Below are 26,537 nucleotides of genomic sequence, written 5' to 3'. Positions count from 1 at the left end.
GATAAATTTGTACTTTTGCATCCTATGATAGAAACACGTGAAGCCATATCTGAAAAAGCGGTTTTAATTGGTATTATAACCCAACATCAAGACGAAAAACAGTCAGAGGAATATTTAGATGAATTAGAGTTTTTAACTTTAACAGCTGGAGGAGTTGCAGTTAAGCGTTTTGTACAAAAATTAGATAAGCCTAATCCAAAAACTTTTCTAGGAACAGGAAAGTTAGAAGAGGTAAGAGCTTATATAGAATCACACAATATAGGAACAGCAATTTTTGATGATGAATTGTCTCCTGCACAATTAAGAAATATAGAGAATTTTTTAAATTGTAAAATATTAGATAGAACAAATTTAATTCTAGATATTTTTGCAAACAGAGCTCAAACAAGTTCAGCTAAAGCACAAGTAGAACTTGCACAGTATCAATACTTATTACCTAGGTTAACAAGAATGTGGACTCACCTTGATAAACAAAAAGGAGGTATTGGTATGCGTGGACCAGGAGAAACTGAAATAGAAACAGATCGTCGTATAATTCGCGATAAGATATCATTGCTTAAAAAGAAGTTAGTTACTATTGATAAGCAAATGGCTGTTCAGAGAAAGAACAGAGGTAAAATGGTTCGAGTTGCTCTGGTTGGTTATACAAACGTAGGAAAGTCTACATTAATGAACGTAGTAAGTAAGAGTGATGTTTTTGCAGAAAACAAGCTATTTGCTACATTAGATACAACAGTTAGAAAAGTAGTTATTAAAAACATTCCTTTTCTAATGACAGATACTGTTGGTTTTATTAGAAAATTGCCTACTCAATTAGTAGAATCTTTTAAATCAACTTTAGACGAAGTTAGAGAAGCTGATCTATTATTACATGTAGTAGATATTTCTCACCCAAATTTTGAAGACCATATTGCGTCTGTAAATAAAATATTAGATGAGATAGAGTCTGTTCATAAACCTACTGTAATGGTTTTTAATAAAATAGATGCTTATACACATGAAGTTATTGATGAAGATGATTTAGTAACAGAAAAAACAAAAGCACACTATACACTTTCAGATTGGGAAAAAACATGGATGAAAGATATCGAAAAGGAAAGTATTTTTATTTCAGCATTAAATAAAAGTAACTTAGAAGATTTTAAAGATAAAGTTTATGAAGAGGTGAAAAAAATCCATATTCAACGCTTTCCATATAACGATTTCTTATACCAAGAATATTAAAAGTTTAACATAAATTGATAAACTTTTAACCTAAAAAGAACTTGAATATTTTGTTATTTAAGTTCTTTTTTATTATATTTAGATTCCCTTAATAAATAAAATGTATATTTTTTAAGTAGTTATAAATCAGTTTTTTTAACCATTTTAACCCCCTGAAAATGAGAAATAACACACTTACCCAGAATAGAATATTTGACCATTTACTTGATCATTTTTTTTCAAATTAAAAGCTAGCTACAACTATCTAGTCAATTTTTTTATCATTTAACTTATAAAAATCTAGAAAGAATTTTAATTCAATAGATTATCTCTATTGTTTAGAAACTTCGATTTTGTATACGTTAATCTAATTTGATTAAAATGAAAAATGTATTCACAATATTATTGATGTTCTTTACTGTAACACAAATTTTCTCTCAGGAAGTTTGTGAGACGAAGAATGAAGTAATAATTGATGTAAATGAAATTAATAAGTGTAAAGTAAAAGAAATTAAAATAACCAAAAAGCCTAATAAGAAAGATGTAATTATTTCAAGCAAAAGGTATTTTAAAAAACGTACATATCTTAGTAAAGCTGTGTTATTAGCAGGTGACTTAAAAACAAACGATATTAATGATGTTCAAGCAAAAAACGATTTAGAATCTCATGCATTAATAGCAAAAGAAGTCATGAAAAAAGAAATGAGTGTTTCTTTTGATACGGTTGAAGAAATTCCAATGTTTAAAGATTGCTCAGATTCTAGTTTGGATGCGTTTGATTGTTTTAACCAAGCAATGGAAAAACATATTACGGATAATTTTAGATATCCAGAAAAAGCATTAGAAAGAGGAATTGAAGGAACTTTAAACGTTAGTTTTATTATAGATTCTTTTGGAGAGGTTAAAGACATAAAAATAGAAGGAGAAAATGTACACAAAATCTTAAAGAAAGAAGCGGAAAGAATTGTGTCTTTATTACCAGATTTTGTTCCAGGGAAACACAAAAGTAAATCTATAGATGTATTGTATGAATTTCCTATAGTTTTCAGTTTAGAGTAACAATATTTAACAATATAATTAAAAGCCCATCAATTTGATGGGCTTTTTGTATATGCATTTAATACTAGAACTCAAATTTTTCTTGAATTTTGCTATTGAAAAGAAAAGAATTCTATTTTTTATTAAAATTTATACTCATTTAAATGAAAAAATCATAAAAACGAGTATTTTCTGTGTTAAAAAATTGTAAATATTAAATTTTAGTATAAAATTTGCAGTCTCTAAGGTGTATTATATTCCCTCCCCCTAAAAAACTGTTAAAAAACAGCCTTAGTGAAAGTTATAGATAAGCTTATCGACTTTAAGTTTATTGTAATTGTTAAATAACCATAACACTAATATCCCATAAGTATGAGAAAGTTATTATTTATAATATTAGCTTCTTCTTTTTCTATTAATTTGGTAGCCCAAAAAGAAGTGTGTGAAACACCAGAGGATTCTTTTGATGTAAATAGTATAACAAAATGTACTATTAAAGAGTCAAAAAAAAGTAAAAAAACAAGACAGATTACGGTTAGAGTATCCTCTTCTAGAAGTAGATACCTAAAAAAGAGGGAAGATATTAAAAAACGTACTGCAATTAATAGTGCTTCTCACCTAAATACTTCAGGAGTTTCAAGTGTAAACAGTTCTTCAGAGTTAAAAGAATCATTAGCTCTTAAAAATAACATAGCAAGTATTACCAATAATTTATCAGCAGAAGAATTGAGAAAAGCTTCTAAATTTAGCACAGTTGATAAAATACCATTATTTGAATCGTGTAGAAACTCAAAAAAGAGTGAAAGAATGAACTGCTTTAATATGGAAATGATAAAGCATATTCAAAAGTATTTCCGCTACCCAGGTAAGGCTGTTAGAGAGAGAATTCAAGGAGATGTTTGGATTCGTTTTGTAATAGACAAAAACGGAAATATTTCAAATGTAAAAACATTAGGACCAAAAGGAGGAGAGATTTTAAATGATGAGGCTAAAAGAGTAGTCGCTCAACTACCTAGGTTTATACCTGCAAAGAAAAATGGGGAAAAGACTTCAGTAAAATACGGTTTTCCTATTTCATTTTCTCTGGAAGAATAATTAAAAATTCTTCCAATTTTTATTTTTAAATATTACAATTAAAAACCCTTATTTATGAACAAAAAATTACTTATTGTTTTTTTTGCCCTAAGTAGTCTTGTGTCAATGGCGCAAACAATTAGTGGTAAAGTTTATGATGAATACTTAGAGCCTTTTCCAGGAGCTAATGTAAAAACATCAAAACAAAGAACTAGTACAGACATCGATGGTAATTTTTCTTTAACAGCGCAAGAGACTTTTCCATTTACGATAGAAGTATCTGCAATTGGTTATAAAACCGAGATAGTTGAAGTAACAGAAGCAAACCAAGAGTTAAATATAATTCTTAAAGAGAGTATATCTTTAGACGAAGTTGTAATTTCAGCGTCAAGAGCTCCGGAAAGAATTATAGAATCGCCAGTAACAATTGAACGTTTAGGGTTAAACGATATTAAAAAGAACACAGCATTGTCTTTTTACGATGGTTTAGCTAATTTAAAAGAGGTTGATGTAAACGAAAATAGTATCGGATTTAAATCTGTAAATACTAGAGGTTTCTCTCCTTTTGAAAATACTCGTTTTGTACAGTTAATTGATGGAGTTGATAATTCAGTACCAATCTTTAATTTCTCTGTAGGAAATTTAGCAGGTATTTCTGAATTAGATGTAGAAAGCGTTGAGATATTACCAGGAGCAGCATCGGCACTTTATGGGGCAAATGCATTTAATGGTATCTTATTAACAAAAAGTAAGAACCCGTTTGAGTATAATGGAATTAGTACTTATATTAAATCTGGTATCACAAGTCAAAATGCAGCAGGTAATAATGAGTTTTATAATGTTGGTGTACGTATGGCATATGCATTTACAAATAAGTTAGCTGCTAAGGTTAATTTAACATATTTTGAAGGAGAAGATTGGCATGCAGATGATACTCAAAATACTACAGGAATTGGTGGTGTAGTTACATCTGGTTATAGAATAGCAGGTGATTTAGGTTCTGATCCAAATTATGATGGAGTAAACGTTTATGGAGATGAAGTATCTCAAGATTTAGAAAGATTAGTTCTAGGAAGTAATGATCCAGCTATAAATGCTTTAGCACCATTATTCCAAGGAGGAGTTGATGTAAGTAGAACTGGTTATAAAGAGAAAGAGTTATTAGATTATAAAGCAAATAGCTTAAAGTTTGATGCCTCATTACACTACCGTCCTTTTGGAAATGAAGATTTAGAAATTGTTTGGAACTCACGTTACAATAGAGGAGATAATAATATATATCAAGGAGTAAATAGATATTCGTTAAAAGACTTCTTTTTACAACAACATAAATTAGAGTTAATAGGTAAAAACTATTTTGTAAGAGGATATTATTCGGAAAATGATGGTGGTAATTCTTTCGATACACGTTTTGCTGCTATTAACTTAAATGAAAGATGGAAATCAAATAATCAATGGTATTCAGAGTATATAGGAACTTATGCAGCTGCTTTTACAGGTAATATTCCAGGAGTACCAGCAAATAATGCACAAGTAGCTCATTTAACAGCAAGAACTCAAGCAGACTCTGGAAGATTAGTTCCAGGAACACCAGAATTTGATACAGCATTGAGTGAAGTAACTTCTGATGCAAGTTCAGGAGTAAAGATTTTTGATAAATCAGCTTTTTATCATGCAGATGCTAACTATAACTTTAGAGATATAATAGAATGGGGAGAAATACAAGTAGGAGGTAGTTACCGATTATTTAAATTAAACTCTCAAGGTAACATTTATACTGATTCAAATTCTAGAATTTCATTTGATGAATTTGGTTTTTATACACAGTTACAGAAAAAGTTTTTAGACAATCGTTTAAAGTTTACGGGTTCTGTTCGTTATGATAAGTCAGAAAACTTTAAAGGAAACTTTTCACCTAGGGTATCGTTAAGTTATGGTTTAGGAGAAAACAAGGATCATGTATTAAGAGGGTCTTTTCAAACAGGTTTCCGTAATCCAACAACACAAGATCAGTATATTGGTTTCTTTAGTGGAGCAACACATATTTTAGGAACTGCAGGAGAAAATTTAGATAGATACTCAGTTACAGTAGCTAATAGAGGCGCTAATGCACCGTCAGCAACATCAATAATAACAGGTAGAGATGCTATTAATAGATCTTTTTCTGCTCTTTCAGTGGCTAACGGAGCTCCAGTACAAGCAAACTATGGTTTGGTAAAACCAGAAAAGGTAAAGTCTTTTGAAGCAGGATACCGTGGTGTATTTAATTTAACAGATACTAATTTATTAGAGATTGATTTAAATGGGTATTATAACGATTATGAGGATTTTTTAACTGAAAAAGTAGCATTTGTAGCACACTATGGAAGTTTCGATGCTAATGGAGTGCCAAATCAAGATTTAATAAATGCATGGGATAATAGAGATTTAACTCGTTTTTCAATTAAAACGAATTCTAATGCTGATGTTTCTTCATATGGAGCAGGTTTAGGTTTAAAAACTAAAGTTTTTAAGAAATTTGATGTTGGATTAGCTTATAACTGGGCTAGATTTACTTTTGATAAGAGTACTGATGTTGAGTTTAAGCCAGGGTTTAATACACCAGAACATAAAGTTAAGTTCCAGTTTGGAAACCCAAGTATATTAAAGAATTTAGGTTTTAATATTAATGTACGTTGGCAAGATAAGTTTATATGGGAATCTAGATTCTTAGATGGTATTGTAGATGCAAGAACTATCTTAGATGCTCAAATTAACTATAGTGTACCTTCTTTAAAATCAAGATTTAAATTAGGTGGAACTAACTTAACAGGAAAAGAATATATAGTAGCGCCAGGTTCTGGTTTAATAGGATCTATGTATTATTTATCTTGGACAATTAACGATTAAAAGTTAAAACTAATACTATAAAAAAAGGAGAAGCTAAATGCTTCTCCTTTTTATTTTACGAAATAAATATTATTCTTCTTTATCTTCTATAATTCCTAAACGTTTAGCACGTTGTTCCCAACTTTTTCTAGCTAAACTTTGTAAATCTGCAACATTGTCGCTTTCATCCATTATCTCATATCCTAATAAAGTTTCAATAACATCTTCTTGAGTTACTAAACCGCTCACAGTACCATATTCATCAACAACAAGAGCTAAGTGTTCTCTTTGCTCTATTAGCTTTTCAAATAAGTTAGGAATAGATAACTCTCTATTAGCTATGATAATGTCTCTTTTAATCGATTTTAAAGGCTCATTTCCTTTATTTTCAACCATAGCAAGTAATAATTGGTCTTTTAAAATATAACCTGTAATATTATCAGAGTTTTCAGAGTAAACAGGGATTCTCGAAAAACGTAAAAGTCTATTGTCTTCAAAAAAAGATTGAATGGTTTGATTTTCATCAGCAGTAACAATTACTGTACGAGGGGTCATAATATGCTTTGCTTGAACATCTTTAAAGTTTAGCATATTTTTAATAACCTTACTTTCGCTTTCTTGAAAAACACCTTCTTGTTCGGCAATATCAGTCATGGCAGAAAAATCTTCTCTACTTAAAACGCTTTCACCATGCCCGCCTTTACCAAACATTTTAGTGAATAGTTGAAGTATCCATATGATTCCGGTGTATTTAAATAATATAATTAAAAAGCTTAATGCTTTTGTTGTAAAATTAGCTAAACCTTTCCAGTAAGTAGCTCCTATGGTTTTAGGAATAATTTCAGAGGCAACTAAAATTAAAATAGTCATTACAAAAGATACCCAAAAAACTCCATTACCTTCACCTCCAAAAGCTTCTTCAGCTTGTGTACCAACTAATATAGCACCAACAGTATGCGCAACGGTATTTAGAGTTAAAATAGCAATTAAGGGTTTGTCAACATCTTTTTTAATTTCTTCTAATTTAGTTGCAAAAGCTTTTCCTTCTTTCTTTTTTAAGTTGATAAATGTAGGAGTTACACTTAATAATACCGCTTCTAGAATAGAGCATAAAAAGGAAAAGAGAATAGATAAAGTTGCGAAAACTATTAATAAAGTCATTTTTTGTTTTTTTTGGCTAAAATAAGGAAAAAAGAAACCTCAAAGGTTTCCCTCTGAGGTTTGTTTATATTATTGTTGGTGAGAGTTAATTAAAAACCATAGTTAACACCTAAACCAAATACTTCTCTTGTTTGAAACCCTCTAAATGCATTATCATCATAAATAGCTTGCATAGAAAGGTTAGCAGATAGATATTTATTTACCTTCATAACTACATTTACAGTATAATCGATATCTACGTTTTGAAAATCTTCTAAATAGTTACTGTATAAGTTTAAAATATTCTCAACAGAAACGTTTTCCATTATAACAAATTTATAGTATGCATTAACAGCTGCACCCAATTCATAACGAGTAGATTCACCTTGAGCAACACCAAACGCAGGTCCTGCAACAGTTAAATCGCTATCAACAACTACCAATTTAGAAGTAGCAGGAGCTATGTTTACTTTTAAATTATCAGATTTTTTCCATAACATACCTGGTCCAAATTGGAAATAGGCAGGTGAGAAAAAATGTGAAGTTTGAACTCCATTTGCAAATGTAGAAGACATTTGTGTTTTAAAGTTGAAAAAAGCAGAATAGTACCAATATCCTGAAGCTTTTTTACCTACTAAAGAGTTTAACTCAAAACGATCATCAGTTTTTTGTAAATCTTGACCTCTTAATTTAGTTAAACCATACGAAGCAATTATTTTATTATCCCAAGTCCAATCGCCTTTAGCATAGTTAAAATCATAATTTAAACCTAAAGTTCCAGAAATATTGTTAGTTCCTCCAGCTAACCAGTTATTAAATGCAGACTGATTGAATAAAAAAGAGATGTTACCACTTTTTTTCCAACCTTCTTTTGGTTCTTCTTTTTTTTCCTCTTGTGCATTAACTGTTAAAGCTCCAAATAATACAGCAATAGCTAATAGTTTTTTCATTGGTATGTTTTTATATTTAAATTCTTTTTTTGTGCAAAAATTACACTTCCCTTACTTTAGACAAAGTTATTTATTAAAAGTCACTTTTTATGAAAGATATAATTCAGTCCTAAACCAAATACTTCTTTGAATTGAATTTTACTAGAAGCGTCATCATCAATTATAGCATGAAATCCAACATTAGTAGAAAGATACTTGTTTATTTTCACAAAGAAGTTCAATTGATAATCAATATCAATATTTTGAGGTTTTTGTAAATAATCAGAATAGATGGATACTATATTTTCCATAATAACATCTTTCATTATAGCATATTTGAAGTAAGCAGATAAATTGAAACCTAAACTGAAACTTGTGTTTCTATTTTCCTTTACACCATATTTTCCAGAGAACTGATCGGAAACAAAAGTAAAACGAGAAGTTGCTGGTGCTATATTTATTCTTGCATTATCGGATTTTTTCCATAGCATACCGGGTCCAAAACTCCAATAAGCAGGGGCAAAAAAATCAGACACCAATACTTTAGGGTCTGTTTTATAATTATATCCTTTAGTGTATTGAGTTTTAAAATTACTAAAGAAAGAAAAGAACCAGTATTTTTTAGCTTTTAAACCAAGTAATGAATTGTATTCAAAACGATCGTCAGTTTTTTGTAATCCAGAACCACTTATATGGCTAATACCATAGGCACTAATAATTTTATTATCCCAGTTCCAGTTTCCTTTTTTATAGTTAAAATCATAATTCAAACTAATATTTCCAGCAATAGTATTATTACCTCCTGCTGTCCAATTTGAAAAGGAAGATTGGTTGAATAAAAAAGTAGATTTACCTAATACGGTCCATTTTTTAGGAATGCTATCTTTTTTTTGTTGCGAATACATTATACTAGCAACACTTATAAAAAGTATTAAAAATAACTTTTGCATCGATTATATTTTAAAACTATTGTCTATTAATTAGTTAGACTAACATTAAAAAAATCAGCAAATATATTTATACTTTACGAAATAAATAAATTACAAGTTTATGTTTTTAAAAACTTAACCTAAAACTTACGTTTGGGGTAAAACCTAAAGATTCTGTATTTTGTTCTATTAGTTTTCCTTCATCAAAACCATTTTTATTTTCTTTAACAATATCATAGGTTCTTTTAAGAATGTTTTTTTTATTTAAAATGTTCAATAATGAGATATTGAATCTTCCTTTTACGGTTTTCTTTTTATTCATATAAAAATCATATCCCGCTGAAAAATCTAATCTAGAAAAATTAGGAAGCCTACTATCATTAATGCCGTTTCTTTCAATAAAGTAATTATTAGCTAAACCATTATTAGAAGTGAATGGAATTCCTATTCTATAAGTATAACCTAATGAAAAATTATATTCTTTATATTTAAAATTGTTAGCTAAATAAAAGGAGTGCGTAACATCAAAATTGCCAGTAAACTCTTTGTTTTCATTAAAGTCATTGATGAGAAAAGTAGTTTTTCCTGTATGATAACTTAACCAAGTATTATAATTTTTCCAGTTCTTCTTTATTAAAAAGTCTAAACCAAGTGTTTTCGATTTACCTGTTAAAATATCTCTTGTAAAAGAATCAAAGCCACTAGTTAAAGAGGTAATTCCTTTTATTTCTCGCTTATAAACATCTAAATCAATTAGCCAATTGTTTCTTTTGAATAAAGCTCCAATAGTGATTTGTTGACTTTCTAATAAAGGAATGTCTTTTTGATTAGATAGTGCCCATAATTGATTTTCCAAACCAAAATCGGTAGTATAAAATTCAACTATTCGACTAATATTTTGTTGTTTTATTTCAAAAGAACTACTCAGCCAAAATTTAGGTAAAACTTGTATTTGACTGTATATTCTAGGTTCAAAAGTGGTTTTGTTTAATAAAGAAAAGTGATTTGCTCTTGCTCCTAAGCTCACTGTGATGTTTTTGTTTTTGTTGTACAAGTACTCAGTAAAAAAAGAATGTGATTGGTTGATGTCACTTTGAGTTGAAGATTTTTCTACAAAAAGAAGATCATTTTTTTTACTTAAAAGAAAGTAAACATCATTATAAGCATATTGATATCCCATACTAACTCTAGAGCTCGTATTTATTTTATAGTCAAAACTAGTACTAATGTCTAGGTTTTTAACATGATTATTTTTTGTCGTAAAAGCATACGATGCGTTATCTTTTTCTTTATTGTTTCTATATTTTAAATTATAATCAGAATAACTAATAGTAGTTTTACTACTGATTTTTGAATTCCATTGTTTATCCCATCCTATATTATAACCATCATTTTTTATTAATAAATCATCACTTCTTTGATCATTAAAATCGGAAGAGAAAAAAGAGTGGTCCAATGAATTTTTAATGCTAATTTGACTGAGTGATATTTTATCTTGTTTAGTTGGGTTATAAATTATTTTAGTGTTAAAATCTTGAAAGAAAAAATCGGTGTTAATTTTAGCATTTATCTCTTCAACCAATTTTTTATCTTTAGATATGGTAGTGTGTTGAAAAGCTTTTTGAGATAATTGTCTGTATGTGGGAGTATTCAATACATCAGTAATTGAACGTCTTCCAGAAACTGATATGCTTAATTTGGGAGAAATAGGTAGACTAACATTAGCATCAGCATGTGTAAAGTTCATTCCTACAGAACCTTTAATTTTTGATGGGATGTCGTTACCAGTTTCAACGTTAATAACACCTCCAATATGATTACCGTATTTGGCTTTAGAAGCGCCTCTATATACTTCAACCTTATCTATAGTTTCAGGGTTCAAGGCAGATATGGCTCCAAAGAAATGCGAAGCTGTAAATAGTTTTATTTGATTGAATAATATTAAGTTCTGATCCGGAGTACCACCACGAATGTGCATTCCAGTTGCAGTTTCATCAACGTTTACAATTCCAGGTAATTGTTGAACTGTATAAAAAACATCTGGTTCAGTTAAACCAGGAATAATGTCTTGGTTTTTAGGTTTAAAAACTATAGCACCATCAATGGTTTTAGATAATCCATTAGTTAAATAATTAGTTATGACTATTTCATTTAATACTGCATTTTCTTCTTCTAAAGATAAAGAAAAACAGTTTTCTTTAGAAAAATTAGCAACAGCTCTTTTTTTTGATTTAAATCCGACAAAGGAAATGTTTATGGTATCAGTGATATATAGATTTCTTAGCTCAAAATAACCATCAATATTGGTTTGAGTACCTATGTTCTTATTTTTTAAAGTTATAGTAGCACCAATTAAAGGTTCTTTATTATGCTTAGAAAAGAGATTTCCACAAATGTTTATTCTATTCTTAAGTCTTGAAATAGCATACCTATTTTTAGATATTTTTTTAAAATTAAGTTTAGAATATTTTTCTAAATCTTTAATGATAGAGCTTATGTCTTTGTCTTTTTCAGATTTAAAAGGAACCTTTTGGTTATTAACAGTTTCATCTGAAAAAGAAAATTTAACATTGTATAAATCACTTAACTCGATTAAAACATCTTTTAAATGTCTCAATCGAGTCGTTTTGTTTTGAGTAAATACAGATAAGGATAAACTCAGCAATACGAAACATATCAGTTTCTTCATATAAAACTATTTTTCAGTCAATTCAATTAAGTTGCTTTTGTTTGAAATGGTATAGTCTATATTCATAGGAATGAAAACAGCATCTAAAGCCAAATTTAAATCTGAATGAATAAAGCTACCTGTAAATAATTTATCATTTGTTTTAACTGTATTTCCTTTAAATTTTATGTTGTATTGATTTTCAAGTGATTTTAAAACAATTTTTAAAGGTACACTAGTAAAACTGCTTTCGCCATTTATCCAATTAGGATTTTCTGTTACTTTTTTATCACCTGTTTTTATATCACTTTTTAGTTTTGTAAATGTTTTACCTTTAGTTAAGAATATAACTTCTCCTTCCGATTCTACTTTAACCTTACCTTCATAGCATTCAACTTTTAAGAAGTCTGTATCTTCTAAAACGTTAAATTGTGTACCCAAAACAGTAATGTTACCTTCATTGGTTTCTACTGTAAAAGTGCTGCCTTTTTGAACCTTAAAAAAAGCTTCTCCTTCTAATTTTAATAATCGATTAGTTTTCCAATCTTTTTTATTGTAAGCAATAGTAGATTGAGCGTTTAATATTACCGTTGAATTATCTGGTAAATTAATTTCCAATTGTTCTCCATATCCAGTTGAGGATTCTACATTTTGAAAATTGAAATAAAAGAAACTAATAAGTAAGGCTAAAGAGGCAGCTACAGCAAGAATTTTTTTAGGAAATAAACGTCGGACAGTTGTTTTATTTGCAGCTTTTTTACGTTCAATATCCTCTAATATTTTTAAGTATACATCTTCTTTGTTTAAAACGGGTCTTTCAAAATTTTGTGATTCTTCTGAAATTCTTTTAAACAAATGAAAATCTTCTGTTTTTTCAAAGGCAGCTAGTTCTTTTTGAGATATTTCTCTAGAAAGCCATTTTGCTAATAAAGTATCTGATTTTTCTATTGGATCCATATTATATGCCTTTTATTTGAGTTCGTAATGTTTTTAAAGCCAAAGTCATTCTTTTTTCTACAGCTTTTACTGATATTTCTAGTTCTTCGGCTATTTCTCTATATTTTTTCTTATCAATTCTATTCATTAAAAAAACCTCACGTTGTTTATCAGGCAAATCACTAATTGCTTTTTGAAGTTTTTTTAAGAATTCTTGTTCTTCTAATAAATATTCAGGAGTTTCATTGGTAGTACTCTTTACATCTAGCTTTTTGTGCGCTAAAACTACTTTTTGATGTGCATAATCATCAAGAAATAAATTATTAGCAACAGTAAATAAATAAGACTTAGCCTTTTCAAAGATGACCTTAGAACAGTTAGTCCATAATTTAACAAAAGCTTCTTGAACAAAGTCTTGAGCTTTTGCACTATCACCACATTTATATATCATAAAACCATATAATCCATCAGCATATGAATCGTATAATTTTTTATAGGTTACGGGAGCACAAACAGAGTTTACATCCTTCATAAAATACTTTTTGTTTGACGTATAACGATTAACTACTAAAATACCCTACTAAAAAATAACTTCTTTTTGTAAAATATTTTCATCAAAGATAATTAATAGTCTTATGTGGTTTTATGAGTGGTTTTTCTAAGGGTTGATGTTTCTCAAAAAAGAATTCAAAATAAAAAGTAGGGTTTTTTATTCATGTTTCGTTTCACAGTCAAATAATAGATGCGATTAAGCATTAGAACACCCTTAATATATTTAAAAATGAAAAGAATACTATCAATAGTAGCATTAACAGCGGCTTTTTTAACATCGTGTAGTGAAACTACAATAGAACAACAAGGAATAGATAATTTGACTGTAGTAGGAAGCATTCCTTCAGTTAAAACAATTACAGTTGTGTCTACAACACCACCAACAAGTAGCTCAGTTATTTTATTTGACTTCGATTTTGAAGATGACAATGAAGGTTTTGTAGGAGTTTTAGAAAATAAGTCTTCAGATAAGGAAACACCTATTCGAAATATTTCTGAAACTACTTATAAGTGTAATCTAGCGAGAGGTAAAAAAGAAGATTTTCCAACCAAAGCACCAATAAACTTTGAGGGAAATGACACTTATTTTATGGGAAGGTTATTTAATAATGCAATAAAGTCAGGTGGGGGTTGGAGTAATACAGATGGAGAAGCCTCATGTGTTGCTTTGTATTCAACAAAAAGAACCTTGAATTTTGCAAAAGATTTTAATGTAAATGAATTGTCGATTTCTTATGATTATTATGGACAAGATGTAAATACAAGTTATATTTTTCCAGCAATTAATATTTTCTTACGTTCAAAGAAAACAAAAGAATCGATCAACTTAACACCATCTGAAAAAGGATATACTTGGTCGAAATATGCTACAAAGATTCCAAGTAAAATAGTAGCTGGTGAATATGAATTAATAGTATTTCACGCTCCAAAAGGTATTGGCTTGGACAATATTAAAATTTATACAGACAAAACTACTAGTAGTACTAGTGAAATAAAAGTAAATGCAGGAACAGATGCAACAATTAATTTACCAACAAATACATTTGATTTAAATAGTACAATAACAAATCCGAAAGGAGAAAAAATTAAATCAATTGTTTGGACAAAAGTAAGCGGAAAGGGAGTAACAATTGCTGATAGTGACAAAGAGGATACTAAAGTATCTAATTTACAAGCAGGAGAATATGTGTTTAAAATTGTAGTAACAAATGAAAAAGATGTAGCTGTTGCAGATACGGTAACAATTAAAGTAGACGATTCAAAAGTTTTATATGGCTTTACATTTGAGGAAAATGTAGAAGATTTTGCTAATGCAAAGAACGCTGTTGAAAAGATTGATAAATATTGTAGAGGGAAAAGAGGAGATTTTCCAGCATACAATAGCTTAGTGTATAGTGGGAATGATACTAGTTTTATGGGGATTAATATGGGGGAAATAGGTGGCTATTTTGCTACTGAAGCGACAAAGACATTTAAGTTATCAAAAACGTTTGAAGTAAATAAACTAGGAGTACAATTTAGTAGTCAGGTAATTGAACCTTGGGGAGATATTACAAGTATAGAAGTTGAATTAAAATCAGCTTCAGGAGCAGAAGTGATTTCTTTAGATGTAAATAAATCAACAACAACATCGTCATGGGAAATATTAAATGGAACTATAGCTAAAGAATTAGTAGCAGGAGATTATACTATTACTGTAAAACACGCTGGAGGTATGACTGCTATTGATGATATTTATATTTATGAAAAATAAAGAATGAGTAGTAATTTTAATGAGTGTTTAAAAGAAATCCCCAAAGAGTTTAAATTCTTTGGGGATTTAATTTTTTATCTGCCTCTTTTAAATAAAGAAAAGAAAAGGTATTATCTCTTTTTCTTATACAAAGGAACAGTAGAACAAGCCTCACCAAACATAAGAGTTTTAGCAATTGGCTGAATTTTTTCTATTAATAAAGTATAAGCTGAAGGAGGAATAGGTTTATTAGCACATCCTTTAATAATTATAGGTTTGCCTTCATATTCCGAAATATCTAACGAATTGATGATTTCCTGATAAATTACAGTTTCCAACAACTCCAAATTACCAACAACAACTTTGTTTGTATGTTCAGATAATTGCGCAGTTAGCAATAAATGGGCCCAAGAAGGAATAATAGCATCAGAAGAACAAGTTAAAGCAACATACGTGTTTTGGTATTGTTCCCAATTATGATTTTTTACTTGTTCTCTAAAGTCTTTTTCACGAAGAATTAAACCTTCGTATAACCAATCTTTAATGTCAAAAACAACACGCCTTCCTTGAGGATAAAAATCTTCAAGGTCAATGGTTATAAGTTTGCTATTGGCAACTCTATTTATAATTTCTTCAGCCATATTTTATAGCATTCCTAATTCTAACTTAGCTTCATCACTCATCATATCTTGAGTCCAAGTAGGATCGAAAGTAATTTCAACTTCACAGTTGTTAATTTCTTTCAAAGTTTTTACTTTTTCTTCAATCTCTACAGGTAAACTTTCGGCTACAGGGCAGTTAGGTGAAGTTAAGGTCATTAAAATTTTAGCATCGTTTTCTTCAGAAACGAATACGTCATAAATTAATCCTAATTCATATATGTCTACTGGTATCTCAGGATCGAATATTGTTTTCAATACTCGTACTATCTTATCTCCTAATTCTTCTAATTGAGTATCTGTCATTTTATTATTTTTAATTCGCTAATTTACTTTGTTGTGCAATTGCATACATTTTTATTTGCTTAACCATAGAAACCAAACCATTAGCACGAGTTGGACTTAAGTGTTCTTTTAATCCAATTTCGTCAATAAAATCAGTATTAGCATCTAGTATAGCTTGAGGAGTTTGATTTGAAAAAACTCTTAATAGTAGGGCTACAATACCTTTGGTTAAAATAGCATCACTATCGGCTGTAAATTCAATAATATCATTATTTAATTGAGAATGTAACCATACTTTAGATTGACATCCTTTAATCAAATTTTCATCTAATTTATAAGCACTATCAATTAAAGGTAATGATTTTCCTAGGTCAATAATATACTCATAACGCTCCATCCAGTCTTCAAACATTGAAAACTCGTCAATAATTTCTTCTTGTATTTCTTTGATAGTCATTTTTTAAAACTATTTTTGCATCGTCTTACGACCACTTTATTTAAAAGTGCAAAATTACAGTAAAAAAATAACAAATGAGTAAATTATTAGCAGTAGGTACTGTAGCGTTTGATGCTATTGAAACACCTTTTGGTAAAACAGATAAAATATTAGGAGGTTCTGGAACTTTTGTAGGTTTAGCAGCTTCTCAATTTGGAGTTAAAACAGGAGTAGTATCTGTAGTAGGAGGAGATTTTCCACAGTCATATATAGATATGATGAACTCTAAAGGAATTAATACTGATGGAGTAGAGATTATAAAAGAAGGAAAAACATTCTTTTGGAGTGGTAAGTACCATAACGATATGAACTCTCGTGATACATTAGTAACAGAGTTAAATGTATTAGAGCATTTTCAACCAGTAGTACCAGAAGATTTTAAAGATGCAGGAATCGTAATGTTAGGAAACTTACATCCATTAACTCAAGCATCTGTTTTAGATCAAATGAATGAAAGACCAAAATTAGTAGTATTAGATACTATGAACTTTTGGATGGATATAGCTTTAGAAGATTTACATACTGTATTAAAAAGAGTAGATGTAATTACAATTAATGATGAAGAAGCACGTCAGTTAAGTGGAGAGTATTCATTAGTAAATGCAGCTAAGAAGATTCATGAAATGGGACCTAAGTATGTGGTAATAAAGAAAGGAGAGCATGGAGCTTTATTATTCAACGAAGGAAAAATGTTCTTTGCACCAGCATTACCATTAGCAGAAGTATTTGACCCAACAGGAGCAGGAGATACATTTGCAGGAGGTTTCTGTGGATATTTAGCAAAAACAGAAGATATCTCTTTCCAAAACATGAAAAATGCAATTATTTACGGTTCGAACTTAGCATCTTTTTGTGTAGAGAAGTTTGGAACGCAAAGAATGGAAGAGCTAACAAAAGAAGAAGTGCAAACACGTTTGCAGTCTTTTAAAGAGCTGACTCAGTTTGATATAGAATTATCATAAATACAATCCGCGCCTTTTGGTGCGGATTTTTTTATATAAAAAACAACAACACACAAGACAACAACACAACTAAAATATATTTAAATATAATGAGTGACGCTATTAAACATGAATGCGGAATTGCAATGGTTCGTTTGTTAAAACCATTACAGTATTATAAAGATAAATACGGTACGGCATTTTATGGGGTAAACAAGATGTACTTGTTAATGGAAAAGCAACATAATCGTGGTCAAGATGGAGCTGGACTTGCAAGTATAAAGTTTAACGTAGAGCCTGGAACAAGGTATATTAGTAGAATTAGATCTAATAAATCACAGCCAATTCAAAATATCTTCGGGAAAATTAATAAAAGAATCAACGGAGTATTTGAAGAGAATCCAGATAAAATAGACGATGTTAAATGGCAAGAAGAAAATATACCATATATAGGTAACTTATTTTTAGGTCATGTTCGCTATGGAACTTTTGGAAGCAATTCTATAGAGAGTGTACATCCATTTTTACGTCAGAATAACTGGAAACATCAAAGTTTAATAGTTGCGGGTAATTTTAATATGACTAACTCAAGACAATTATTAAATGATTTAATTGATTTAGGACAGCATCCAAAAGAGTTTACTGATACGGTAACAGTAATGGAGAAGATAGGTCATTTTTTAGAAGATGAAGTTTCTGATTTGTATATCAAAGCAAAAGAAGCTGGGTTTAATAAAAAAGATGCTTCACCATATATAGAAGAGCATTTAGATATTCAAAGAATCTTAAAAAGATCAGCAAAAAACTGGGATGGAGGATATGCAATGGCAGGATTACTTGGGCATGGAGATGCATTTGTGTTAAGAGATCCGTCAGCAATTCGACCAGCATTTTATTATCAAGATGATGAAGTTGTAGTTGTAGCTTCAGAACGACCAGTGATTCAAACTGTATTTAATGTAGATATCAATTCAATAAAAGAGATTGAAAGAGGTCATGCATTAATTATTAAGAAGAATGGGAATACGACAATGAAACCAGTTTTAGAACAGCGAGTTAAAAAAGCATGTTCATTTGAACGTATCTATTTTTCACGAGGAAGTGATGCTTCTATATATGAAGAAAGAAAGAATTTAGGGAAGTATGTTTTTCCAGAAGTTCTAAAGTCAATCGATAATGATATAGAGAATACGGTATTTTCATACATACCGAATACAGCAGAAACCTCATTTTTTGGAATGATGGAAGCAGCGGAGGATGTATTGAATCAACAAAAAACAGCCACGATATTAGCAGGGAATGGTAAGTTGTCAAAAGAAAAGGTAGTTGAGATATTATCAAAAAGACCACGTTTTGAAAAAATAGCAATTAAAGATGCTAAACTAAGAACGTTTATTACAGATGATAGTAGTAGAGATGACTTAGTGGCTCATGTGTATGATGTTACTTATGGGGTAGTAAAACCAACAGATAATTTAGTAATTATTGACGATAGTATTGTAAGAGGTACTACTTTAAAGAAAAGTATTATTAAAATATTAGACAGGTTAAATCCTAAGAAAATAGTAGTAGTATCATCAGCACCACAAATTCGATATCCTGATTGTTATGGAATTGATATGGCAAAAATTAATGATTTTATTGCTTTCAAGGCAGCTTTAGAATTGTTAAAAGAAACAGATCAATATTCGATAGTAGAAGAAGTTTATAAAAAATGTAAGCAACAAGAAAATAGCGAGGATAAGGATGTGATAAACTTTGTAAAAGAAATTTATGCACCTTTTACTGATGAAGAGATTTCTGCTAAAATAGCTCAGATGTTAAAAACAGATGGAATTACTGCAGATATTGAAGTTATTTTCCAGCCAGTAAGTGGATTACATAAAGCGTGTCCAGATAATTTAGGTGATTGGTATTTTACAGGAGATTATCCAACAGATGGAGGTCATAGAGTAGTAAACCAAGCGTTTATTAATTTTTATGAAGGAAATGATAAAAGGGCATACTAATGCTTTTGTTCAGATATAAAAAAAGAGCGTTTTTAAAAACGCTCTTTTTTTATGTTTTAAATTTTAGCTTCTATAATGGAACTACGATAGCTCCAGAGAATTTTTCACGTATTTTATTCAATGCTCTGTCGGCATGTAAACGTGTTTTATAGTTACCAACTTGTATTTTCCATTCTGGTTCCGTGTAAGAAAGTTTAGTGTAAACTCCAGGAAACTCAACTCTGAATCTTCCTCTTAAGCTTTTCGCTGTTCTTTCCAGTCCATTGTATAATTGGATTCTGTAACCAGTACCATTAAATTTATTATACGCTCTTTTCTTTTTTATTAAAGAGGTAATCTCTTTATTGTTAGAGGTGTTAGATTGAGCATTAGCAGAAACGATACCACCAATGAAAACCAATATAATAGCTATTAAAAACCTGTGTTTTTTCATTTCTTTAAATCTTTTTACAAAAGTAACGACTTGTTGGTTAATAGATTGTCAATATTATTTATTTAGAATTAATATAAATTATAAATTAGCAATCTCTTAACATTTCACAATTTAGACAGAAGTAGTACTTTTGTGCAACTTTCTGTGTATTGTTTTTTGAAACTGTATATAGAAAAAATTGTACCAAAATAGATACAAAACTTATATTTTATAGTATGAAAAGTGTGAAACATCACAGCAGATTAACCCAAACACTCGCAAAGAGTTTAGCTTTCTTCTTAGTATTATTCATGAGTTTCTCGGCATTTTCGCAAGGAGATGTAGACGAAGCACGTCAGAAAGAAGGGAAAAAATTATTTAAATCTTTATGTGCTTCATGTCACAAATTAGACAAGAAGCTTGTAGGGCCTAAATTAGGAGGCGTTGAAGAAAAGAGGTCTAACGAGTGGTTAAAAGCTTGGATTAAAGACAATGCAGCGTTAAGAGCTTCAGGTGATAAAGAAGCAATCGCGATTTTTGAAGAGTATAATCAGTCAAATATGACGGCTTTTCCTCAGTTAACAGATAAGAATATCGATGATATTTTATACTATACTACTGTAGGTGAGATTAAAAAAGTTGGTGTTCCTGGTAGTGATACAGAAGTGGCTAGCGCAAAAGGGGCAGCTCCAAAGTGGTTGATTTACATTTTAGCAGCGGCTATTATTGTAGCGTTCTTAATTATTGGTAGTTTATTAAAAACAATTAGCGAGTTAAAAGGAGCTCCTAAAACACCAGGTTTATTAGGACAAACTGCTGAATTATGGGAGGGTATTAAGCAAAATACATTTTTACATGTATTAGCTGTAATATTTGGTGCCTTAGTAACAGCTTATTTCTTATTTGGAAATTTATTTAAAGTAGGTGTTGATGAAGGTTATCAACCAATTCAACCAATTGCTTTTTCACATAAAATACACGCTGGAGACAATAAGATAGATTGTCAATATTGTCACTCTTCAGCTAAGCATAGTAAAACTTCAGGGATTCCATCTGTAAATGTTTGTATGAACTGTCATAAGAATATTTCAGAAGTAGCGGATGATACAAAAGTAGTAATGGATGATCATACCTTAGTTAAGGCTGATTTAGATAAGGAAATTGCTAAGATTTATGAAGCTGCTGGATGGGATGCAGATAAATTAGAGTATACTGGAAATACAAAGCCAGTTAAATGGATAAGAGTTCACAACTTACCAGATTTTGCATATTTTAACCACTCACAACACGTAACAGTTGCTGGATTAAAATGTCAAAAATGTCACGGGCCAGTTGAAGAAATGGAAGAAGTATACCAATACTCTCCATTAACAATGGGTTGGTGTATCGACTGTCACAAAGCAACTAAGGTTGACTTGAAAGGAAATGAATACTATGCTAAGATTCATAAAGAATTAGCAGAAAAGTATGGGGTAGAGCAAGTAACAATTGCGCAGTTAGGAGGAAAAGAGTGTGGTAAGTGCCACTATTAATCAATTAGAAAGTAGAAAAACACGTATATAAATGGCTTCAAACAAAAAATACTGGCAAAGTGTTGAGGAACTAAAAGATAGTTCTATTGTTGAAACGCTACGTAATAATGAGTTTGTACAAGATATTCCTACAGATGAGTTTTTAGGTGACAAAGAAACGTTAGAAACATCATCAACTTCACGTAGAGATTTCTTGAAATATGTTGGATTTACAACAGCAGCAGCTTCTTTAGCAGCCTGTGAAGGTCCAGTAAGAAAATCAATTCCTTATGTAGTACAACCAAATGATATCGTTGTAGGTGTTGCTGATTGGTATGCAACTACTATGGCAGACGGATTTGATTTCGCAAACGTATTAGTAAAAACAAGAGAAGGGCGTCCTATTTTAGTGATGCCAAATAAAGAAGCAAATGCAGATATAAATGCAAGAACAGTAGCTTCTATATTATCTTTATATGATGAAAAATTACGTTTAAAAGAGCCTAGTAAAGGTGGTGCAAATATTTCTTGGGAAGATGCAGATAAAGAAATTGTAGCAAAATTAAACGGATTAAAAGAAGCAAACGAACCAGTAGTGTTATTAACAGGTACTTTAGCGAGTCCTTCTACTGAAAAAGTAATTGCTGATTTTATAACTGCTTATCCAAATGTAACACACGTAGTGTACGATGCTGTTTCAGAAAGTGGAGCGGCAGATGCTTTTGAAGCAATGTATGGTAAACGTGCTTTACCTAACTATGATTTTAGTAAAGCAGAAGTAATCGCTTCAATTGGAGCAGATTTCTTAGCTGACTGGCATGGAGGTTTCGAAGGAAGTTATGTGAAAGGTAGAGATGTAAATAGCGGTAAGATGTCTTACCATGTACAACTTGAAAGTAACATGTCGCTTACAGGTGCAAATGCCGATAAGCGTGTGGTGTTAAAACCTTCTGAACAAGTTTATGCTTTAATCAACTTATATAATGCTATAACTGGAGGTTCTCTTCCTTCAAAAGCAACTAAGGTTGATGCTGAGATTAAAAACTTAGCTGCTGCCTTAATGAAAGCAGGTTCAAAAGGAGTTGTTGTTACAGGATTAAATGATAAAAATGCTCAATTAATCGCTTTAGAAATAAATAAAGCATTAAAGAGTACTATTATCGATGTAAACAAACCTATTTATAAAAGACAAGGAGATGATAAAAAAGTAGCTAAGTTAGTTGCTGATATGAAATCTGGAACAGTTAAAGGTTTAGTAACTTATAACGTGAATCCAGTTTTCAGTTTAGCAAATGCTGCTGATTTCTCTGAAGAATTAAAGAAATTAAAATTATCTGTTGCATTAACTACTCAAAATGATGCTACAGCTAATGCTACAGAATATAAATTACCAGCACATCACTATTTAGAGTCTTGGGGAGATGTTGTTGTTGAAGAAGGATCTTATGGTTTAATGCAACCAACAATTCAACCATTATTCAATACACGTCAGTTACAAGATGTATTGTTAAAATGGTCTGGTAGTACTGTAAACTATTACGATACTTTAAAAGAATACTGGAATATTAACGTTTTAGGAGGAGCATCTTGGAATCAAGCATTACATGATGGATTCTTCAAAGCAGAAACCGTTGTTGAAGAAGTTGAAGCACCAACAGAAACGGTTGTAGATTTAACTACAGCAGCAGGTGAGTTAGCAAGATCAGCAGGGAAAGCTTCAGGATTCGAATTAAACTTATTTACATCTACTGCTTTAGGAGATGGTAAACAAGCAAACAATCCTTGGTTACAAGAATTGCCAGATCCACTTACAAGAGCTACTTGGGATAACTACTTAACAATGTCTATTTCAGATGCAAGAGAGTTAGGTTTTGAAAACCCAGTAAGAGATAACGGAGCAATCGATGGTAATTATGCTACAGTAACAGTAAATGGAGTAACTATTAAGAATATTCCAGTAATGATTCAACCAGGTCAAGCTAAAGGATCAGTTGGATTAGCGTTAGGTTACGGTAGAACTCAAGGATTGAAAAAAGAAATGCAAGTTGGTGTTAATGCCTACCCATTCTATATGAATGGAAATAACATCCAATACAACGTTTCAATTGAAAAAACATCAGGATGGCATAAGTTTGCTTGTACACAGGTGCAAAGTACACTTGCAGGACGTCACGATATTTTAAAAGAAGCTACTTTAAAAGAAGTAAACAATAAAAACTTAGATCCTAAGCATACATGGAATAAGCCATTTATGGTTTCTTATGATCACCAAGAAGTTGAAGGAAGTACTATCGACTTATGGGAAGAGCATGACAGAACAATAGGACATCACTTCAAATTATCTATCGACTTAACTTCATGTACAGGATGTGGAGCATGTGTTGTAGCATGTCACGCAGAAAACAACGTACCAGTAGTTGGTAAAGATGAAATGAGAGTAGGTAGAGATATGCACTGGTTGCGTATAGATCGTTACTATTCATCTACTGTTGAAGATAAGCAACATGAAGCTAAAATGACAATGGAAGAGTTTAAAGCTCAAAATCCAGGTTTAGCAAATCAAGAAGTAGAAAGAAGATATACTGAAAAAGTATTAGAGTTAAGTAAAGGTGATTTATTTGACGCTTTAGAAAATCCAGCAGAGAACCCACAAGTTGCTTTCCAGCCAATGATGTGTCAGCACTGTAATCACGCACCATGTGAAACAGTATGTCCGGTAGCAGCAACATCACACGGTCGTCAAGGTCAAAACCAAATGGCGTATAACCGTTGTGTAGGAACTAGATATTGTGCAAATAACTGTCCATATAGAGTTCGTCGTTTTAACTGGTTTAACTATGCAGAAAACGAAGAGTTTGATTTCAATATGAATAACGAGTACGGTAAAATGGTATTAAACCCAGACGTAGTTGTTCGTTCAAGAGGAGTTATGGAAAAATGTTCATTCTGTATCCAATCAACTCAAGCAGTTATCTTAAAAGCAAAAAGAGAAGGAAGAGCAGTAAGAAAAGACGAGTTTAACGATGCTTGTGCTTGTTCTGCAGCATGTTCTTCTGGTTCTATGGTGTTTGGAGATGTAAACAATCCAGAAGATCCAGTAACGCCATTAGTAGAAGATAAAAGAGCATTCCACGTGTTAGACTATATTGGAACAAAACCAAATGTAGTGTACCAAGTGAAAGTTAGAAATACAAACGAAGCTTAATAATAAAATTAATAAGTATATAGATTTATGTCGTCTCATTACGAATCATCTTATAGAGAACCATTAATACTTGGTGACAAGAGTTACCATGATATTACTGAAGATATTGCAAAACCTATTGAAGGTAAAGCAAACAAACATTGGTATGTAGCATTCTATATCTCTTTAGCAGCAATGTTATGGGGATTTGGATGTATCTTTTACACCGTAGGAACAGGAATCGGTGTATGGGGATTAAGTAAAAATATCGGTTGGGCATGGGATATCACCAACTTTGTATGGTGGGTAGGTATCGGTCACGCCGGAACACTTATCTCAGCGGTATTATTATTATTCCGTCAAAAATGGAGAATGGCAATTAACCGTTCTGCAGAGGCAATGACAATCTTTGCCGTATTCCAAGCAGGTTTATTCCCAATTATTCACATGGGACGTCCATGGAATGGGTACTGGGTATTACCAATTCCTAACCAATTTGGTTCGTTATGGGTAAACTTTAACTCGCCTTTATTATGGGACGTATTCGCAATTTCTACGTATTTATCGGTATCATTAGTATTCTGGTGGACTGGTTTATTACCTGATTTTGCAACAATCCGTGATAGAGCTGTTAAGCCATTCCAAAAGAAGATATATGCATTATTATCTTTCGGATGGTCAGGTAGAGCTAAAGATTGGCAACGTTTTGAAGAAGTATCATTAGTATTAGCAGGTTTAGCAACTCCATTAGTACTTTCAGTACACACGATTGTATCGATGGACTTCGCAACATCTATTAACCCAGGATGGCACTCAACAATCTTCCCTCCATATTTCGTAGCAGGGGCAATTTTCTCTGGATTCGCAATGGTACAAACTTTATTAGGTATTATGCGTAAAGTAACGAATATGGAAGCATATATTACACGTTTACACGTAGAGTATATGAACATCGTAATTATCGTAACAGGAGGTATCGTAGCAGTAGCATATGCAACAGAGTTCTTTATTGCATGGTATACAGGATCACCTTACGAGAACTATACTTACTTATCTTTTGGAGCAGAAGCAGGAGCTTACGGATGGGCATTTTGGTCTTTATTAATCTGTAACATCTTTACTCCACAGTTATTATGGTTTAAGAAAATTAGAAGAAGTTTTATTTGGTCTTTCATTATCTCAATTATCATCAATATAGGAATGTGGTTTGAGCGTTTCGATATTATCGCAATTGTATTAAGTAAAGGTCAATTACCATCAACATGGTGGCGTTTTGAGCCAACATTTGTAGATGTAGGTATCTTTATTGGAACTATTGGATTCTTCTTTGTATTATTCTTATTATATGCAAGAACTTTCCCTGTAATTCCTACAGCAGAGATTAAGACAATCTTGAAATCAACAGGTGAGAACTATAAAAAATTAAGAGAGGAGAACAATGAGCACTAATAAAGTAATTCACGCATTATATAATGATGATGATATCTTAATGGATGCCGTTAAGAAAGTAAAAGCAGATCACCATCATATTGAAGAGGTATTTTGTCCATTTCCAGTTCACGGATTAGACAAAGCAATGGGATTAGCACCAACACGTTTAGCCATCACTGCTTTTATGTATGGTATTACAGGTTTATCGGTTGCTATTTGGTTAACATGGTATACTATGATTGCAGATTGGCCACAAGATATTGGAGGTAAACCTAACTTTTCTTGGGCTACTAACATGCCAGCTTTCGTTCCAATCATGTTCGAATTAACAGTATTCTTTGCAGCCCACTTAATGGTTATTACATTTTACATGAGAAGTAAAATTTGGCCATTCAAAAAAGCTGAAAATCCAGATCCAAGAACTACAGATGATCACTTCTTAATGGAGATCCCAGTTCACGGTAACGAAGAAGAATTAAAAGCTTTGTTAGAAACAACAGGAGCTGTAGAAATTAACGTAGTAGAAAAGCATTAATTAAG

Annotated in this window: 21 protein-coding genes; 11 read left to right on the top strand and 10 right to left on the bottom strand. The window is 31.0% G+C overall.

The features are described from left to right. Nucleotides 1–24: 24 nt before the first annotated feature. The 4 genes from hflX to MHN29_RS15760 all read left to right on the top strand — a co-directional run bounded on the left by hflX (nt 25) and on the right by MHN29_RS15760 (nt 6,204). Entirely contained in the window at nt 25–1,224 is a 1,200-nt protein-coding gene (gene hflX, locus MHN29_RS15775) for a GTPase HflX (protein ID WP_235275492.1), read from the top strand. A gap of 360 nt (nt 1,225–1,584) precedes the next feature. Continuing rightward, nucleotides 1,585–2,262 (top strand): energy transducer TonB, encoded by a 678-nt coding sequence (locus MHN29_RS15770; RefSeq protein WP_235275491.1) that lies wholly within the window; start codon nt 1,585–1,587, stop codon nt 2,260–2,262. 351 nt (nt 2,263–2,613) lie between these two features. Next, nucleotides 2,614–3,336 (top strand): energy transducer TonB, encoded by a 723-nt coding sequence (locus MHN29_RS15765; RefSeq protein WP_235275490.1) that lies wholly within the window; start codon nt 2,614–2,616, stop codon nt 3,334–3,336. A gap of 54 nt (nt 3,337–3,390) precedes the next feature. Then, on the top strand, nt 3,391–6,204 hold the full coding sequence (locus MHN29_RS15760) for a carboxypeptidase-like regulatory domain-containing protein (protein WP_235275489.1): 2,814 nt from the start codon (nt 3,391–3,393) through the stop codon (nt 6,202–6,204). 69 nt (nt 6,205–6,273) lie between these two features. Here MHN29_RS15760 and MHN29_RS15755 read toward each other — a convergent pair whose 3' ends face one another. The 6 genes from MHN29_RS15755 to MHN29_RS15730 all read right to left on the bottom strand — a co-directional run bounded on the left by MHN29_RS15755 (nt 6,274) and on the right by MHN29_RS15730 (nt 13,317). Next, nucleotides 6,274–7,344 carry a CNNM domain-containing protein gene (locus MHN29_RS15755; protein ID WP_150900188.1) on the bottom strand — a complete coding sequence of 357 codons (1,071 nt, stop codon included), beginning with the start codon at nt 7,342–7,344 and terminating at the stop codon, nt 6,274–6,276. Nucleotides 7,345–7,433: 89 nt separating this feature from the next. Beyond that, on the bottom strand, nt 7,434–8,273 hold the full coding sequence (locus MHN29_RS15750) for a DUF3078 domain-containing protein (RefSeq protein WP_235275488.1): 840 nt from the start codon (nt 8,271–8,273) through the stop codon (nt 7,434–7,436). An 80-nt stretch (nt 8,274–8,353) separates the two neighbouring features. Then, entirely contained in the window at nt 8,354–9,202 is an 849-nt protein-coding gene (locus MHN29_RS15745) for a DUF3078 domain-containing protein (protein ID WP_235275487.1), read from the bottom strand. A 106-nt stretch (nt 9,203–9,308) separates the two neighbouring features. Next, nucleotides 9,309–11,870, bottom strand: a complete 2,562-nt coding sequence (locus MHN29_RS15740; protein WP_235275486.1) for a carboxypeptidase-like regulatory domain-containing protein — start codon at nt 11,868–11,870, stop codon at nt 9,309–9,311. A 6-nt stretch (nt 11,871–11,876) separates the two neighbouring features. Beyond that, nucleotides 11,877–12,806 (bottom strand): FecR family protein, encoded by a 930-nt coding sequence (locus MHN29_RS15735; RefSeq protein WP_235275485.1) that lies wholly within the window; start codon nt 12,804–12,806, stop codon nt 11,877–11,879. 1 nt (nt 12,807) lies between these two features. Further along, on the bottom strand, nt 12,808–13,317 hold the full coding sequence (locus tag MHN29_RS15730) for an RNA polymerase sigma factor (RefSeq protein ID WP_150900183.1): 510 nt from the start codon (nt 13,315–13,317) through the stop codon (nt 12,808–12,810). 249 nt (nt 13,318–13,566) lie between these two features. On the opposite strand from MHN29_RS15730, the gene MHN29_RS15725 reads away from it, so the two are divergent. After that, a complete protein-coding gene (locus MHN29_RS15725) occupies nt 13,567–15,090 on the top strand; it encodes a hypothetical protein (protein WP_235275484.1) in 1,524 nt (507 codons plus the stop codon). A 110-nt stretch (nt 15,091–15,200) separates the two neighbouring features. On the opposite strand, the gene MHN29_RS15720 is transcribed toward MHN29_RS15725, so the two are convergent. From MHN29_RS15720 to MHN29_RS15710, 3 genes are read right to left on the bottom strand one after another with little or no spacing between them, the layout of a single operon-like run. Next, nucleotides 15,201–15,710: a DUF2480 family protein gene (locus MHN29_RS15720; protein WP_235275483.1), complete on the bottom strand. Its 510-nt coding sequence runs from the start codon at nt 15,708–15,710 to the stop codon at nt 15,201–15,203. A 3-nt stretch (nt 15,711–15,713) separates the two neighbouring features. Continuing rightward, nucleotides 15,714–16,034, bottom strand: coding sequence for a DUF59 domain-containing protein (locus MHN29_RS15715; protein ID WP_150900180.1), 321 nt, complete (start codon nt 16,032–16,034; stop codon nt 15,714–15,716). A gap of 10 nt (nt 16,035–16,044) precedes the next feature. Continuing rightward, the gene (locus tag MHN29_RS15710; RefSeq protein WP_235275482.1) at nt 16,045–16,470 is read right to left on the bottom strand and encodes a SufE family protein; all 426 of its coding nucleotides are present in this window, start codon (nt 16,468–16,470) and stop codon (nt 16,045–16,047) included. 74 nt (nt 16,471–16,544) lie between these two features. Between MHN29_RS15710 and MHN29_RS15705 the strand changes: the two genes are divergently transcribed. Both MHN29_RS15705 and MHN29_RS15700 read left to right on the top strand, forming a co-directional pair. Then, entirely contained in the window at nt 16,545–17,471 is a 927-nt protein-coding gene (locus MHN29_RS15705) for a PfkB family carbohydrate kinase (protein ID WP_235275481.1), read from the top strand. 89 nt (nt 17,472–17,560) lie between these two features. Further along, nucleotides 17,561–19,459, top strand: a complete 1,899-nt coding sequence (locus MHN29_RS15700) for an amidophosphoribosyltransferase (RefSeq protein WP_235275480.1) — start codon at nt 17,561–17,563, stop codon at nt 19,457–19,459. A gap of 70 nt (nt 19,460–19,529) precedes the next feature. Here the strand turns inward: MHN29_RS15700 and MHN29_RS15695 are convergent, their stop codons facing one another. Further along, nucleotides 19,530–19,892 carry an SPOR domain-containing protein gene (locus MHN29_RS15695; RefSeq protein WP_235275479.1) on the bottom strand — a complete coding sequence of 121 codons (363 nt, stop codon included), beginning with the start codon at nt 19,890–19,892 and terminating at the stop codon, nt 19,530–19,532. A 215-nt stretch (nt 19,893–20,107) separates the two neighbouring features. On the opposite strand from MHN29_RS15695, the gene MHN29_RS15690 reads away from it, so the two are divergent. The 4 genes from MHN29_RS15690 to MHN29_RS15675 are packed head-to-tail and all read left to right on the top strand — an operon-like array spanning nt 20,108 to nt 26,532. Further along, nucleotides 20,108–21,403, top strand: coding sequence for a c-type cytochrome (locus MHN29_RS15690; RefSeq protein ID WP_235275478.1), 1,296 nt, complete (start codon nt 20,108–20,110; stop codon nt 21,401–21,403). Between the two features lie 31 nt (nt 21,404–21,434). Then, nucleotides 21,435–24,587 carry a TAT-variant-translocated molybdopterin oxidoreductase gene (locus tag MHN29_RS15685; RefSeq protein ID WP_235275477.1) on the top strand — a complete coding sequence of 1,051 codons (3,153 nt, stop codon included), beginning with the start codon at nt 21,435–21,437 and terminating at the stop codon, nt 24,585–24,587. 27 nt (nt 24,588–24,614) lie between these two features. Beyond that, nucleotides 24,615–26,015, top strand: a complete 1,401-nt coding sequence (gene nrfD / locus MHN29_RS15680; RefSeq protein ID WP_150900172.1) for an NrfD/PsrC family molybdoenzyme membrane anchor subunit — start codon at nt 24,615–24,617, stop codon at nt 26,013–26,015. Beyond that, nucleotides 26,005–26,532 (top strand): DUF3341 domain-containing protein, encoded by a 528-nt coding sequence (locus MHN29_RS15675; protein ID WP_150900171.1) that lies wholly within the window; start codon nt 26,005–26,007, stop codon nt 26,530–26,532. The genes nrfD and MHN29_RS15675 overlap by 11 nt, the downstream gene beginning before the upstream one ends. Nucleotides 26,533–26,537: the final 5 nt, after the last annotated feature.

The sequence above is a fragment of the Tenacibaculum sp. Cn5-46 genome, from assembly GCF_022347705.1.
GTDB lineage: Bacteria > Bacteroidota > Bacteroidia > Flavobacteriales > Flavobacteriaceae > Polaribacter > Polaribacter aiptasiae.
Note: the sequence above shows the minus strand (reverse complement) of the source record. Positions and strands in the feature narration are given on the sequence as shown.